Here is a 14,974-nt window from a genome sequence, read left to right as displayed (position 1 = left end):
CCACTAATAACCGAAGCAAGACCAGCAATGAACGCCAGAGCGCTTGCAGCGGATACTCCTGCAAAAGCTGCTAAAGCTATTACTATGCCTGAACTTACTGAAAGGGTCGTGAGGCCAGCAGCTCCGAGGGCAACCAGAGCAGCTGCGATGCCGTATGCTGCGACCTTGCAGATTGTGCAACGAATGCCTTCCAGGTTGGTAAGACCTTCTCCGCTCTGAAGTTGACCTAATATTGCAGGAATACTGGTGTCATTATGGATAAAACGGTTAAAATCAGGGATCATATCCGGGCTGAGCGGATAACCCGCGGAGGCGAGATAGGCTCCGGGATTTTCAAGCAGTTTCTCGCGTACGGTATTATCGTGCTGTGCTGCTTCCAGGCTCAGGCGAACAGTGAGCATTTGCTGATTGACCAGCCCGGACTGGGGGTGGGCAGAGAGCTTTGCCATTATATCCATGAGTTGAGTTTCCAGTTAAATATTAGTTGATAGCTAGCAAAAACAAAAATGACCGAACAATATTTCCATCAATTAAGTATCGCACGCTAAAAATCCGTATATCACTCAAGTTTTTGTTTTTAGTGTTAAAATAGAGTTAGTATTTGTTGAAAATTTGGGTATATTTTTTTCATATGAATTAGATTATATTTATTTAAATATTATTTATTCTTATTATTAACCTTACAAAAATGTGTTCTTCTTGGGCTGTTTCGGTAGTTGAATTTTTATAAATAAGAATTTACTGCCGACCGGATATTTTTTCAGTTACTGAGGCGTCCCCGTTGTACCCGGGGCCTCTGTGACCGGGTGTTCGTGGCTTGTGAGACTGATACTTCCAGCTTTTACATCGCCCTGTGCCGTTATGGTGCTTTCGGTGGTAACTGCACCGGTTATGTTAACCGGTCCATCCAGCGTAATTCCTCCTGTTGCAACAATGCGTACCTCTTTTGAACTGGCATTTAACTCGATCAGTGTAGTTCCGTCGTCAGAACGGAGCTGAGCAGCTGCTGTGCTGATATTTGCCAGAGGGCGCGCTTTACTGGTCAGCCCGACAAAGCAAAGTCCGTCAGACAGATCATGCTGGCGGTAATCGAAAGGAGGTTGCCCTATGCCTGACTGCCACCATTCATCTATGGAGCGGCTGGAAAATAGTACCATGCATTCATCACCAGCATTAACCGGGAATGTGAGGGAGCAGCCACCACCGCGTGGGAACACAACCGGACAATGAGGCAAGGTTGGCAGGTCATGAAACGAGCGTGACCCGTCATTTGCGCTGTCATAGCCTTTAACTGCCAGTTTAACAGATGCAACCGGCGCACCATCAGCAGCAGTAAATGACACAATCACTCCTGGCAGCATCGTCCAGATGCGTGATTGCAGAGCATCTTCTGCTACTCGTGTATTTTCCTGGTGGTCATTGTAGCGTTCACGAATATCAATCGTGCTCATTCTGGTGTTACCTCCAGCGCAGAGCGTGACTGCACAGTGTCTGAGGGGTCAATTGAGATACATTTCAGGGATGAAAACCAGTCATTGCCGTAGGTATCTCCATAGTGATCTGCCCATACCACACGATAATCGCCGGTTGCATTGACACCTGATATATGGGCCCTGCTGCCATCCGAGCTGTATTGTGCATTTGCAACATCAGACGGCGAATAAGACAGATCAGCGATCTGATCCAGAACCGCGGCATTTATCAGACGGATGCGTGAATTCACTTTAATGGCAGGATCAAGCAGGCAGGTAACATCAATTCCATCAGGGGTCTGAACCGGGATGCCAATAAGGCCGGTCTCAGGGCTTAGCTCGATGACAGTTTGCGTTGTCCTGACGCGGGATGTATCTGCAATCGCGACATAGTTCAGGCTATCCTCATCCATGAAGTACATACTTGCAGTACTGTGCGCGAGGGTCCGGCAATGATCCCGGGTCATGCCATACATTACTTTAGGTCGAGCTGCAGATCCGGGGATATCAGGAAATGCGCCAGCAGCAATATTGTCAGAAGCCATGTTCTGAGCGACTACATTCTGAACGTGACTGTATTTATAACCAGCAGCAAGAACAGTTGAGATTGTGCCTGTGGTGAAAGCAGTGTCTCGCGTGGCAGCAATGATATCAATGAAAGTATCAGTCGGATTTTCCCGACCGTCCCGGGTTTGCCAGATCATACCCTGAAACAGAAGACTGGCATCGTCATCAGAGCCATACCCCACAGATAATTCAACGACAGAGTATTTTGATTTAATACGGTTTATTGTGGCCGCATTCGGGTTATAAATTCTGGCTTCTAAGTGCCGTGGTGTCTGCATGATCCCGTGTGTTACACGAAATACTATTCGAAAGTCTGATAATGTGAGTTTGTTCCCTGAATTATCAGAAAGAACCATTGTGCAGACACGCAGGAATTTACTGGTCATTTGTTACCACGTATAGACGACCATTAATGCCAAGGTTTTCAAAGGTCGGAACGGCCGCCGGGGCACTGTCAGTTGTAACCATCAGGGAAAAACCAAGGTTCAGATATGCGAATTGGCCTAAAAGATCGGCTCCTGTTACCAGTGGGATTCCCTGTATAACAGGATTTCCGCTGCTATCTGAAATATCCAGAACCCACCCACTGTTTTCCTCGTTACAATAATATGTTCGGAAACTGTATGAGCTGCCTGATATTGAGACACTCACAGTTTGATTGGTTGGCTGTAGCGGCACTTCATAGAAAACTGTCATGAAAATGCACTCGAAAAAGCTGACTTAACGCCGCTCCACATGCTGGTCAGTCCGGAGCTGTTGCTGGCAGGCTGCAACTGTTTTGTGCCATTGCTTGCTTCAGGGGATGTGCTTGCGGGCGTTTTTTGGTTTGTTGCTGTTATTCCTGATTGAGTGACAGCACTATGAGCAAGGTTTAGTGACCTGCAATTCATTACTGCAAACATTGAATAAGCTGTTTCTGAACTGCTGTCTGTCTCGACGCTTTCTATCAGAACATTTTTGTATGTTCGTTTTCCTGTGACTACAGTGCAGAGCTGTCGGGATTTTTGTAGTTTCAGGATTTTTGCATATACGGTCTTGATATACTGCTCACCGAAGTCGCCGCTGACCAGGCCAGAAAGAGTAGTGCCTGAAAAGTTTGATAATGTGGCGGCAAGACTGGCGTTTGACCAGCCAAACTCCAGTGTAAACTCGGGCTGCATATAGAAAGCATGATCTGTTATTGCCGCTCCGGTCTGTACTGGCATTGAGGTGATACCCAGTCTGTCGATGTGACGCTCCCGGATAGCAAGGTCAGGAATGACGGTTGTGCCATCCTGGCCGCTTATCTTCCGGTTACTGTCGAACAGCAGAGATGCAATATCAGATACGACCATTTATTGCCTTCTGGCTTTCATATTCCGAACTGCTGTGTTTAACGCATGTGTGGTCGCGCCATGCACAGCGCTGGCTATAGCAGCGGGATTACCATTACTGGTGATATTAACCGTTTGGTTAACTGTTGGGGCGTGAGAGCCGGCCAGAGTATTAAAGTTGCTGATTGAGGCAGCTTTTGCCGCATATGCAATTCTGGAATCAAATCCTGGGTCTCCAGGTTTTTCTCCGGAACGTTCTATGTTTTTAGCAAAAAAAGCTGCCGCATCAGACATTCCTGATGTTTTAAGGAAACCATCCCAGTTTTTGGACTCTGGTCCATTACGTAATTCCCATACTGCGGCCCTCATCTGGTCTAAAAAACCCGCTTTTTTTACATCAATACCAAGGTTTTTCAGGATAGTATCCCGCCTGTAGGGCTCCCATTGTTCCAGACCAAAATGACCTTTATCAGTCCGTTCTGGATTTAACAGTCCGCTTTCCTGCTGCCAGTTTCCGATCATTGCCAAAGCATGCTCTCTGTCTATGCCCTGGTCAGTCAGATATTGCATGGCGGTATTGACTTTCCCGGCATCCATCCCGGAAAGAGCACCTATTCCAGAAGATAAGAGACCTGCTCCGGATTGGCCAATATTTTTCAGGTTGCCCACACCTTCCTGTGTCATATCCATAATATTTCCCCAGGCCGCTCTGAACCGTCCATGAGCAATATTATCAAGTGCTTTTGCAATTCCTGAAATGGCATGTCCTGTAGCTTTAAGGCTATCAACAAGAATATTCCTGAAGAAGTTGCCCAGAGGGGCAAGTGCAGGCTCAACATCAGGCCATAACTCTTTGAGAAGTATGCCTACCTGCTTTACCCCGTCCTGCAGGGCATCAATACCAGGTTGCCACTCTTTCCAGTTGATCAGAGATTTCGCACCCGACTGCCAGCTCTTATAGTCGTCGCAAAGAGCAAGAAGCGCAGCTCCGAGCGCGAGAACCCGGCCAACAGGAGACTGCATAAATGCGGTATTAAGCAAGCGCCAGGCAACAACAGCGCTCCCTATCGCGAAGGCCCATATTTTCGTTGCCGTGCTTAGATGAGTGAAGCTGTCATACATATGAAAGCAGAAGTCACGAAATCGCTCCAGCACGGGCATCAGAGTGATAGCGACTTTATCTCTGATAGCCTGGAATACGACACCGAGATCACGCAGTTCCTGCATAAAATGGTGTGAGGCTTTTGCTGCTTTATTCTGGTCAACGCCAAGGCGACGATAAATCTCAGCGTATCTGTTCTGCCAATGACCCTGACCACCTCTCATCATGGCCTGAAGAGTGTTTTCGTCTATACCCAGAACCCCGGCAGACGCCCGGGCGCGCCAGTATGGCATCGTCCTGAAGTGTGATCCCATATCCGACATGATCGCAGCTGTATCACGCAGATGACCGTGCGCATCTCGTGTCTGCACACCAAGCCGCTGAATAAAGCCTTCTCCGCCCGGAGTAGAGCGCAGAAAGTTACCAATCGACTGCAGGCTGGCTCGTGCGGAATCAGCATTACCTCCAACCTGTGAAATGGCGAAGGCAAACCTTTGCATACCAGAGACTGAAGACTGAGCGCGCTCTGAGGCATACCCCAGTTGTTCATATGACTGGGCTACCTTGCCAACGGCTGCGACAACAGCGCTCAACCCAGCGATCAGGCCAAGGGCAGCTTTTTGAGCGCCATCAAGGGCCTCTTTAAAGTCGCGCTGGCCTTTCTGGTTAATCTTAAAACCAAGGCCAACCAGAAACTCTTTAATAACGCCTGCGTCTGCCATTATTCTTTCCTGGCCGCGTTCGACCTTATTTCATTTTCTGTTTTTGCATCGAGTGCGTCATTCATTAACGCGATGTCTTCCAGATCAAGAGCGCCATCTTTGAGGCTTTCCATTTTGCACATTCCGGCAATAACGGGTCGCATCATATAATCGAGGTCATCAGGTAGAAGAATAACTTCAAAGGTTACGCCGGGGCCTTGTCTTTCGAATCTGAGGCCGCGGCGGGAATAAAACCCGCAAGATTATGCTGAATCACAGAGACCGTCAGGCGGAGCATTTCGGGAAGCTCAATCCAGTTGTAGCGCATCACACCAGGGCGAACTTGAATGGAGTAATCTCGCTGTGCTTCTTCATCGCGATAGGTTACTGCGCTTAGTGCTGTATTAAGGATGTATTCCGCGTCTTTATCAGGCAAAGCTGCAATTTCTTCACCGATTTTTGCCAGATCAAACCCGGCGAGTGAGTCTGTTATCTCACCACCTGATGGGATACCTGCTACAAAAGCTGCCAGAATGGGCGCAAGGCGTCGAGCGACATGAAACTGCTGCATAGCGGGAAGTTTTTTGACGGTGTATTTACGGCCGTTAATTTCGACTTCTTCCATTAGCTGTATGCTCCAAGCAATCCGGTAATTTTCCCGGAGTGGAATGTCCAGGTGTTAGTGCCGCCGTCAGTCGCATATTCCAGGTTGGGCTGACGCACAAAAGCACACCCGGTGCAGACAATCGCATCATCGGCGTTGGACTGGATAAGCGTGATGACATTTTTCCCCCAGAGGCTCGAACTAATTCTCTGAGCGTTATAGGCGGCCATCAGAATTTGGTTCTGAGGTGATGTTTTTAGTAAACGAACAGTAACCGTGCCTGCATTAGCAGCATGAAGGGAGTGCATATAGCCTCCGTCAGCGCCCGTGGTCATTGTATTTTTATCGGCCTGAAGCTCGATAGAAATACCTTCTTCTGCGGATCCTGCTTCATTGCCGAGTGTTGTTGCGATGCCCGGCCCTACAAGAGAGCAGGAAACATCAAGAAAGCTGTATGTCGAGCCTGTTGTCATTACTGCACCACGTTTACCAGGACGTTAGAGGAATGGACGGCTCCAGCCAGTTTGCAGGCAATCTGCATGGTTACGGCCTTTCGGGCTGATCTGTCAGCAGCAGACTGAGAAGCAACAGAAGGGCAGTAAATATAATAGCCGTCGTTGAGAGTATCACCGTTTTTCAGAGCGCCAATAGTGGGACCTGTCCACACACCAGGAGCAAACAGACCATTAGTGACGTAGGTCTGACATACGGTGTCGTATGTTCCTTTGAGGATCACCATGCCTGCATCAGTCTGAGGAATTTTCAGATTTGAATATAGAAGATTAAAACCCGCAACCTGAAGGCCATTCTGGAAAGCATCACAGCCGATACGCGTATCAGCCCATGTTCCGTCGGCCATATAGCCTTCCTGGATAATACTCTCCCCATTCTGGAGCAGGGCAAACACATTGCAGTATTTTGCTTTGAGCGCAGAATACTCAGTAGTGGTCAGAGTTTCGCTTGTGACGTCAGGTTCGTTTTTAAATTTCAGCGTGAGAGTTGTGTTCTGACCGCTGTAATTGACAGTGGCAATGCGCGCAAAAGCAGAGATTGATGCATATGGATTTGATGTCGAATACTGACACCAGGTTCTGCTGACATTTGCCTGACAAAGAAGGTAAGCCAGATCAGTTGTGCTGGATGATACGATGGCATTGGCATCCTGTGTCGTAGCCCAGAATGTGCGAACCGGTGTCAGTGCTTCAATCTGCTGAGCAACCTGAACAATAACTGTATCTGTCGGCATCGTTGCCATAGCAAAAGCCAGACCGTACCAGTCTCCGGATGCTGCGGCCAGACGTTGTACCGTTGTCGTCAGATTAGTCTCTGACGTTCTTTGCTCACCGACATAGAGTGTCGAAGGTTGCGGTGACTGTGCGTAAAACAGTGTGGCGGCAAGGTAGACTGGCGATGTGACTGCGTAATCATCGCCAACACTATCAAGCGAGGAATATGAACGCAGATCTTCAGTGTCAGATAAAACACTCTCGGAGCCAACGATCAGCAGAGTTCCAAAATTTCGTGTTGCAGACGCCTGTGGGTCAAGCGTGACCTGAGCATTCACAATATCAGATAAGGGCAGGCCAGCCGTCATTCGGCATACTCCGTTGAAAATTTACAGTTAAAACCATCAGTTGTGGTGATGTATCCGTCTGAAACCAGAACGGATTGAATAGGGTAAGTGCGCTGTTCCTGCCGTCGAAACTGCATGGAAATATCAGAGCGCATCAGGGTGAGCTGATTGATAATTGCTGGCACGCGACGAACGTCTGATGACCGAAGAAAAGTCATGCCGTTATTTGTGAGAAATGTACGATTGACGCTGACATTCAGACCAACACGTAAAGACATGGCATTTTGTGAAGCGTTGATCCCATAAAATGAAAATAATGCTTCAATGGTTTCGTGCAGGTGCAGCGTATAAACATTATCTTTAAAAGTTGCCGCAATGTTCTGATCTGGCGTAACGGTAGTTACACCAAGTGCACACCAGTCTGTGTCTCTGGCAGGTTGTACCGGCGGACTTTCCTGCCAGCGTCGCCGGCATAAGTTGCGGGGTAAGCCGGTCAGCTGAGAAATCCAGTCTCCGAGCAACAGGTCGAGATTTACATCTTCAGCTGCGTTCAGGGTTGCTGTCTGTAGCATACCCCCACTGGCCGGAGAGTTCTCTGTCATGATGCTGTTCCGTTATCGCGCATGTCGAGTAAGGCGCATTTTGCTGCAACAAAGCCCTGGCCAAATGATTCCCAGTCATCAACGGAAATCACCACATATTGCGACCCGTTTGCTGTAATACGATCAGCTGTGTAGTTGTTTTGTCCTGTGAACAGAGGGAAGCGGCAATAGACTGTGCAGCCACCTGACAGACGTTCTGCATCTGGCAGACGATATAATTCGTTTGCTGTGATAGGGGCGACGACACCATAGGTCAGCATTTCTGTCTGTTTGATGGTTGTCTCGCCACGCTCATCAACATCTTTTACTGAGCGCGTTACGGTGATGGCCTGATTGAAGTCAGGGTCATCCAGTATGTCTGATACGTCCAGTAATGGCATCAGATGCGGTTCCTTGCATCGCGGATAACGTAGGTCACTGAGTTCTGCAGGTTGCCTGTGTCAATCAGAGGCTGGGCAAGGTCAGTCCCTGGAGGGTTCCCTGCTTCGCGGTTAGCCAGCTCCTCCCGCGCCCCGGCCTGCGCGCCACCACCGCGGCTGATGCGGTTACGTAAGGTTGCGTCGGCAAGGGGCTCAAAGGGGCCTGTGTCCATTTTGTCTTTAACAGAAGCTGAGGCTTCCAGACCTATGGCATTAAGCTGGATATTAACTGCTCCGGCAACGCCTTCCATAGCCTGCTTGCCAGCCGTGCGCAGGCGTTCGAGTGATTTATCGACAACTTTCTCAACGCCCGGCACAAGGAATGGTCGTGGCGGAAGGTTCCGTTCGGGTGCCCCGGTTTCAAGAACATATCCGATCAGAGCATTCCCTGCGTCACCTTCTGGTCGTTCATTCTCGTCTTCAGGTATGCCGACCAGAACGCGCTGGTTTGTCAGGTCCCGAATGGTTTTCAGGACGGCGCGGGCCTTGTCACGAGTAACCGTAACGTCTGCTTTGCCCCCTGTAGTCACTGTGTAACCTTACAACTGCACGCCGCCTGTTCCGAACAGACGCATGAAATACCAGTATCTCTGGCCATAAGTGGTCAGATTGAAATAGCCGGCGTCACTGAACATCGCGGACGATGTATCGTATGATTTACTGACTGGCCCGACTGATTTTGCTGAAACAATCCCTGTGGCCTGCCCGGGTACTCCTGTGGCAGCTGCCTTTGTTGCGATTGTTCCCATTGTGAGTTCATGGGCAGCAAAAAGGCATGCGCCGAGCTTCCAGCTTTGCTGCCATCTTGAAATGCTCACAAACTGAACGCCAATTTGCAGATAAGTGACGATCAGGTTGCCCGGGTATTTGGTCGCATCACAAAACTCAGGGAAAAACGTTCTGAAGTCATCAGTTGTCACTACGTGGTCTGCGTCCACGGCGACCTGATCGGGATTGCACATCATTGTCTGAGGTCTCATCTGTGCTGACTTCAGTATTGTCAGCAGTTTTTGCTTCAGGAGTAGTTTTTAAACCACCCCCGAAAACAACAGCGCGGGACTGGACCAGGTAATTCCCCAGCTCTGCCTCGTTAAGTTCAGCACGGCCTTTGGGGAAATACCGTTTCCCAATGAAAAACGGCTGTTTCACCAGAACGGCAATCATCAGATGCCGTCTTTGTAGTGCAGGGTTTCAGGATACACGAACTCAACCTGACCGAGCAGCGACCAGTAGGTCGTGCGCAGCCACATATCCTGCGGAGTGATCTGCGAACGCTGGAGAGGCACGAGAGGATAACGAACATAATTCACATCCTTCGTGTAAAACACTGCACGTGATGCACCGCTTGCACCGGCATCATTCAGCCATTTGACCGGCTGAATATCGAGATCGCGGCCAGTAGATTGTGTAAACGGGTTATTACGCTTGATGTATTCCATAACAGACTGCGTGCCGGCAGAACTGTTGGTTCTGTTGAGTAGCGCATACTGAGCAGGAGGCAATAGAATATGAGAGGGGCAGACAGCGTATCCTGATGCTTGCCATGCTTTCTGCTGGCCATCCAGAATGTCATCCTGCATCTGGGCTGCTGTCCCTGCGCTCCACGCGCTTGTTACAGTATCCGTCGCCACGTCGGAGCCGTTTGCAAGGCCATACGCGTTTTCGAAGCTGTTCGGATCGCCAACATAGACCATCTGGTCAATATCCATCTGGTGTTTCAGACGGATCGCAGCCAGTTTCTGCTGATCAACAGGACGTCCCAGGAGCATGGATTTCTCAAGCTCGCGCAGGGTGTATGACAGATTGTAGCCAACCAGACGCAGAGGCTGTGCGACTTTATCCAGATCAACCGTTGCTGAAGGGATAGACGTTGTTTCATCGCCAATCCAGTTGATACCACCTGGGGTGGTGCCACCTACAGATCCGAATGCTGACTGCGTAAAGCTGGACAGGTCATCCCCGGGCCCAACATCCTCGCGCAGATCAATATCGCGTCCCCAGGTAACAGCAGCCAGAGGCTCGTGCAGTGTAGGGTCAAGACGCTCAAGCTCACCGACAAAGAAGTTGCCGATGCTGTCACGTGTCTGAGCATCGTAAGTAAACGCGCCATCCTGTGTGCGGACGCGCCTTTTCAGTTCAATCATTATATCGCCGTCCTTACAGGATCGTAAAAGAGATTTCGACAATGCCGTCTGTGCCCGCAGGGCCTTCAAACTGCGCGTTTGCCAGAAGGATGGTGTTACCAGCTGTGCTGTCATCTGCAGCCTCTACACCACCAGGAACTTCCGTGCTCGATGTGCCCGCAACACGGACGTAAACTGCTCCGCCTTTGGTCGCCGCTGTTGCTCCCTGAAGAGGGACGGTCATAAAGCCACGACGCGCAACCGGTACAGCACCGCCATTGATTTGAGGGTAAGCGGCCAGACCTGTGTAAGAGACAGCACGGCCGGGAAAGGTACGCACCAGAAACCCTATGATATCAGCTGAGGTATCACCTGATGCGAGCGGCGTAATTTTACCGGCGGTTGTGTATTTGACCGGGCGGCCAAAGCCGTATGTTGACCAGTCTATCGTGCTGTCGAGGGTTTCATTGACAATATCGCCAGGTCCAGGCTCACGGGATAATCCGCCAGCGTAGCCTGTGTCCATTCTTTTGAGATAAGCAACCATGAGAGTTCGCCTTATTTATTCCGACCCCAAAACGCGCGGTTACGGGCGTTCATTTCTGCGGCTGGATTGCTATGGGTGTGTGAGTGAGAGGGTGTGTATGCGGACTGCGGCATTACGCTGCTTCGGTTTGTATTCGCGATCGCATCACCCGCGGCACGGAACGCCACAAACACAGCATCTGCAGTCATATTGCGGACAGGCTGAGCGCCAACATAGCGACGCACGACAGAAGCATGTGGGCCACGTAACGCACTTTCGAGTGCAGCAACACGGATATTCTTCACAGCAGAACGCTGCTCTTTTCGTGATGCGCTGGTATCAACGGTACCGTGGCGCATACCCGGAGCAATGATTTCGGCAACCTGAATTGCGTTCAGGCGTACTGCTGAGAAAGCGGCATCGCCGGTAGGAACGCGTTTGCCTTCCTCGGTCAGGCATTCCGCTTCATCTTCCGTTTCTTCGACGGCTTTCAGGTCATCTTTACGCTGATCTGCCCGTGCAGCACCAACTGCTTCATCAGTCCTGTCCTGCTCTGTCTGCTCATCATCCGTTGTTTTTGGAGTGAGCACGTCAACCAGAGCTGTGACTTTATTGCCAAGATCGTGGATGGCGTCGAGGACCTCAGTATGGCGTTTTTGATCGTCCTGTTCGACTGTGGCAACCTGCTCATCGCCCGTGTTCGCGATGGTTGGCTCCACACGTTCTGGCATCTCATCGGCACCTTCACGGATTGCTTCTTCAATACCATCAGCATCATTTGTCGTAATGGCGTTCAGTAAACGAGCGCCCCATGTTTTTTTTCTGAAAGCCACGTCTGGCTCCTTTTGTTCGTCACCAATTCTGACGCCTCGGCCACCACGGCCTCGTTCAACAATCGCCAGATGGTTTCCTGTAATTGTGGATTGTTTGTAGTGGCCGGGCATACCTTCGATGGGCTCGTAATCCGCGTCATATCCCGGAGAAACTTCGCGGATTCCCTTTTTCTCAATGGCGTCCAGACCTTCGCGGCCTTTAACGATAACGTCAGCCAGCAGGTAGTCAGACAGAGTTCCATCGCCACGGCGTATGTTTCTGATGGTTCCCTGGTCATAGGCTGCGCGGTTATCAGGATTCAGAAAGTCGGGCGGGTGCCCCACTGTAACCGGGGCTGATTCAAAGCTTGTTATTGTGGGCTCAGAAAACAGTGTTCCATTGTCACGATGGACAATTATGACACCATCAGGAGAGGTTATCGGGTCGCCGTTTGTATCGGGTGACCCGGCAAACTCTGACTGATCATAAAGCATCGTTCCGGTACGGGCGAAGGGCACATCACGGCAGAGCAATGAGCCATCAGCTAACCGCTCGCGGGTATTTCCTTCTTTGCTGATCGTGAAAACATCGTTCAGTTTGCCGATGGTTTTATCAACAGTACGCATTGTTTGCCTTAGTCGAATACAGGCATCGTGAAACACCTGCAGTTAGGGACACACCCTGCGTGCCCGGTCAGATTATCCAGTGTTGGAGGCTCGTCCCATGCGACGAAGCGACCATTCATTTCGCGATGTGAGCGTCTTGTTCGTTTGTCCCGGTGTGCCCGCCAGGTGTAACCAGATGAGCCATTCATCTGCGCGCGAACCTGAGTGAGTGTAGCGGCACAGCGGCTGCTCTCGGTTCGTGCAATGAGAGTTGCCCGACTTTCAGTGACCTCAGAAGTCCGTAAAATTTCCTGCCTGAGTGCGTCGTATCTGTTGCCATTACTGAGTGCTTCAGTGGCAATTCTCTGCACGCGCTGAGCGGCTTCAATCGGAAGTGATTTAATCAGAAGCACCTGGTATTGCTGCAGGTCTCTGATTGCGGCTCCCGTATCAGTATTTGCAATTTCATGGGCCAGCTCACGACCAATGACCTGCGCATATGATTTCCATTGCCGCGAATTGATGCGGTTTGCGCTTTTCAGCATCCTTCCTGAGACAACGTTAGCCCATGGCTCTATAGCTTCAGCATATTTACTGAGGGCATCCTGCAATGGCTCAGGGTTGTAGATGACAGCATCAGCACCCATCGTTTTAGTCAGGTCGCCTATATTGCGGGCAATTTTTCTGAGCATCCGCTCATATTCGCCGGCCTGACTTTTCCGTGCCTGAAACACAGCCTGATTATCGTAATCCATTGAGGCTTACTCACTGTCAGGAGTAATGACCTCCTTCGTTAAATCTCTCTCAGGAACGCGGTGTATTGTTAGTCCGGAGAGAGGCATGCCTATTCCCTGATCATCAAACTCACTGGAGGATGGTGGAGCGGGGTCCGCCTCCTCGATCATTTGCTCGGTGATTGTGTTCCACGCTCCGTCCACATCCGACCCGGATTTAAGTTCCTGCAGGGCCGTTCTCTGGCTGATCAATTCGCTTTCAAAGGCGCTGATGACTGATGTCGTCCGGGTTGAAGCAATATTTGCTTTCTGTTCGTCATTCATTTCCCATAGTGACTTAAACCTGAAATTGAGTGCCTCTGGAGGTGGTTTTCCAAAGAGTGACCGGTAAAGCATATCCACGATCAGATGAACGACAGGACGTGCCTGTTCGCGTTTCTGGCTGATACCCTCCTGATACTGACGGATATCACTGTCTCCGGTAGAAAAACCTGCGGGAGACTGTCCCATCAGCCGTGTCATTGGTATCTGGACTGAGCCTGAGACCTGCTGAGCGAACTGCATCAGAATATCGTTTAATCCTGAGAACGAGTAAACGAGCGCCTGAAAGTCATCTTCCTTGTCGATAACAGACATTCCTTCATTCGACTGGAATTGTCTGATGTTATCAATCTGGGCGAATATCCCACGCTTGGCAGCATCGTTCATGCCGCCCATAACTTCTTTATACCCGGCAATTTTCATCACACGCAGGTGTGCTTTATACACAAGCTGTGATGCGCCTACGGTACCGCTGTCGAATGCAGTCAGTGCATCAAAAATACGTTCGACAATCGACATGCCGAAGCTATTTTCATACTGTCTCTGGTATATGGGCAGACGCACGCCATCCATGCGTATAACACGAGTATAATGAACGCTGAGACCAGAGAAAGGCCAGTCACCTGGGGCAATCTGGTAGAATTCAGGTTTGCCAATGTCAGGCCCCAGTTCTTTAACCAGTCTTGTGTAGTCCGGTATCGCGACCCACCGGTCCATGGCGTAAATGCCTCTGAACTGATTTTCGCCTATACTGTCTACATTCAGCGGGTCAGAAACGTTCTGCCCGTCGATCATAATGATGCCGAGACCACCACCGAAAAGACGTGCCCATTTCACAACATCTGAGAATGCCTGCCAGATGCCCAGTCGTGAAATTTCTGCCTGAAGACGCTCATCTTCCTGAGAATCTGACAGCCCGGTTATATCAATTCCTGCGCGGGTCATATCCTCAGCAACGCAGTCAACAGCGTTCCCGATAATCCATGAACCACGTTAGGCAGCTTCCAGCTGAGTACGATTTCTTGTCCAGTAGGTGAAGGCATAGCCACCGGCTGAGGCAAGGTTATCCATCCCACGACCAGTCCGGGTTGCGGGGTTTACATAGCCGTCAAATGTCCGAACGCGAGCCGGGACGCGATATTTTGGTTTAGTCGTCACTCGGCTAATCTTTCGTAAATACTGGTCCAGTTGTTTTCGTTTACGAGGCGGTCAAAAGCTCCGGCTGCGGCATCGACCTGGTCATCATGAGCCCCGGCGGGGAATGATGTGAGTTCATCAATAAATGTCCTGTTCCATGGAGCTTTAACCAGGAAGACATTCCCTGCGTTTACCTGCGAGGCAAAAGGAGCGGCACGAGTTGCCTTATCTCCTGTTTCACGAACAGCCTTGACGCGGTATCCCGCCAGCTTTCGTATCAGATACTCTGCCTGAGATTTTCCTGCCTGCCCCGGGTCCTGTGGAAGGATAATTTCAATCTGAGGGCCGTCCTGTGATGCCGT

General features: G+C 50.2%; 21 protein-coding genes. All 21 read right to left on the bottom strand.

Annotated elements, in window-relative coordinates; translation table 11 throughout:
- The coding region (locus HK25_RS11805) for a hypothetical protein (protein ID WP_143296004.1) at positions 1-458 on the bottom strand (458 nt) is incomplete at its 3' end.
- 306 nt (positions 459-764) lie between these two features.
- On the bottom strand, positions 765-1,451 hold the full coding sequence (locus HK25_RS11800; RefSeq protein WP_086636353.1) for a Gp138 family membrane-puncturing spike protein: 687 nt from the start codon (positions 1,449-1,451) through the stop codon (positions 765-767).
- Positions 1,448-2,425 carry a baseplate hub protein gene (locus tag HK25_RS11795; protein WP_143296003.1) on the bottom strand — a complete coding sequence of 326 codons (978 nt, stop codon included), beginning with the start codon at positions 2,423-2,425 and terminating at the stop codon, positions 1,448-1,450. Before HK25_RS11795 ends, HK25_RS11800 begins: the two co-directional genes overlap by 4 nt.
- Entirely contained in the window at positions 2,415-2,735 is a 321-nt protein-coding gene (locus tag HK25_RS13605; RefSeq protein ID WP_086636351.1) for a phage baseplate plug protein, read from the bottom strand. Before HK25_RS13605 ends, HK25_RS11795 begins: the two co-directional genes overlap by 11 nt.
- The gene (locus HK25_RS11785; protein WP_086636350.1) at positions 2,732-3,373 is read right to left on the bottom strand and encodes a phage baseplate protein; all 642 of its coding nucleotides are present in this window, start codon (positions 3,371-3,373) and stop codon (positions 2,732-2,734) included. Before HK25_RS11785 ends, HK25_RS13605 begins: the two co-directional genes overlap by 4 nt.
- On the bottom strand, positions 3,374-5,176 hold the full coding sequence (locus HK25_RS11780) for a phage tail tip lysozyme (protein WP_086636349.1): 1,803 nt from the start codon (positions 5,174-5,176) through the stop codon (positions 3,374-3,376).
- A complete protein-coding gene (locus tag HK25_RS13035; RefSeq protein ID WP_158092959.1) occupies positions 5,176-5,322 on the bottom strand; it encodes a DUF6889 family protein in 147 nt (48 codons plus the stop codon). The genes HK25_RS11780 and HK25_RS13035 overlap by 1 nt, the downstream gene beginning before the upstream one ends.
- Before the next feature lie 38 nt (positions 5,323-5,360).
- Positions 5,361-5,780, bottom strand: coding sequence for a phage tail assembly chaperone (locus HK25_RS11775; RefSeq protein WP_086636348.1), 420 nt, complete (start codon positions 5,778-5,780; stop codon positions 5,361-5,363).
- Positions 5,780-6,232: a phage protein gene (locus HK25_RS11770; protein ID WP_086636347.1), complete on the bottom strand. Its 453-nt coding sequence runs from the start codon at positions 6,230-6,232 to the stop codon at positions 5,780-5,782. Before HK25_RS11770 ends, HK25_RS11775 begins: the two co-directional genes overlap by 1 nt.
- Positions 6,232-7,353 (bottom strand): DUF3383 family protein, encoded by a 1,122-nt coding sequence (locus HK25_RS11765; protein ID WP_086636346.1) that lies wholly within the window; start codon positions 7,351-7,353, stop codon positions 6,232-6,234. Before HK25_RS11765 ends, HK25_RS11770 begins: the two co-directional genes overlap by 1 nt.
- Entirely contained in the window at positions 7,350-7,934 is a 585-nt protein-coding gene (locus HK25_RS11760) for a hypothetical protein (protein WP_086636345.1), read from the bottom strand. Before HK25_RS11760 ends, HK25_RS11765 begins: the two co-directional genes overlap by 4 nt.
- Complete coding sequence (locus tag HK25_RS11755; RefSeq protein WP_086636344.1) at positions 7,931-8,314, bottom strand: hypothetical protein; 384 nt, start codon at positions 8,312-8,314, stop codon at positions 7,931-7,933. Before HK25_RS11755 ends, HK25_RS11760 begins: the two co-directional genes overlap by 4 nt.
- The gene (locus HK25_RS11750) at positions 8,314-8,883 is read right to left on the bottom strand and encodes a hypothetical protein (protein WP_086636343.1); all 570 of its coding nucleotides are present in this window, start codon (positions 8,881-8,883) and stop codon (positions 8,314-8,316) included. The genes HK25_RS11755 and HK25_RS11750 overlap by 1 nt, the downstream gene beginning before the upstream one ends.
- Before the next feature lie 9 nt (positions 8,884-8,892).
- Positions 8,893-9,318: a DUF4054 domain-containing protein gene (locus HK25_RS11745; protein ID WP_158092958.1), complete on the bottom strand. Its 426-nt coding sequence runs from the start codon at positions 9,316-9,318 to the stop codon at positions 8,893-8,895.
- Positions 9,319-9,516: 198 nt separating this feature from the next.
- Positions 9,517-10,497 carry a DUF2184 domain-containing protein gene (locus HK25_RS11740; protein WP_158092957.1) on the bottom strand — a complete coding sequence of 327 codons (981 nt, stop codon included), beginning with the start codon at positions 10,495-10,497 and terminating at the stop codon, positions 9,517-9,519.
- Between the two features lie 13 nt (positions 10,498-10,510).
- Entirely contained in the window at positions 10,511-11,023 is a 513-nt protein-coding gene (locus tag HK25_RS11735) for a hypothetical protein (protein WP_086636340.1), read from the bottom strand.
- Between the two features lie 11 nt (positions 11,024-11,034).
- On the bottom strand, positions 11,035-12,441 hold the full coding sequence (locus tag HK25_RS11730) for a DUF2213 domain-containing protein (RefSeq protein ID WP_086636339.1): 1,407 nt from the start codon (positions 12,439-12,441) through the stop codon (positions 11,035-11,037).
- A gap of 8 nt (positions 12,442-12,449) precedes the next feature.
- Positions 12,450-13,175: a phage minor head protein gene (locus HK25_RS11725; RefSeq protein WP_086636338.1), complete on the bottom strand. Its 726-nt coding sequence runs from the start codon at positions 13,173-13,175 to the stop codon at positions 12,450-12,452.
- A gap of 6 nt (positions 13,176-13,181) precedes the next feature.
- A complete protein-coding gene (locus HK25_RS11720; protein WP_304528638.1) occupies positions 13,182-14,456 on the bottom strand; it encodes a DUF1073 domain-containing protein in 1,275 nt (424 codons plus the stop codon).
- Positions 14,457-14,468: 12 nt separating this feature from the next.
- On the bottom strand, positions 14,469-14,633 hold the full coding sequence (locus HK25_RS13030; protein ID WP_158092956.1) for a hypothetical protein: 165 nt from the start codon (positions 14,631-14,633) through the stop codon (positions 14,469-14,471).
- Positions 14,630-14,974 (bottom strand): phage terminase large subunit (gene terL / locus HK25_RS11715; RefSeq protein WP_158092955.1); only part of this gene is annotated, 345 nt, incomplete at its 5' end. The genes HK25_RS13030 and terL, both read right to left, overlap by 4 nt.

The sequence above is a fragment of the Acetobacter sp. DsW_059 genome, from assembly GCF_002153695.1.
Lineage (GTDB): Bacteria > Pseudomonadota > Alphaproteobacteria > Acetobacterales > Acetobacteraceae > Acetobacter > Acetobacter thailandicus.
Note: the sequence above shows the minus strand (reverse complement) of the source record. Positions and strands in the feature narration are given on the sequence as shown.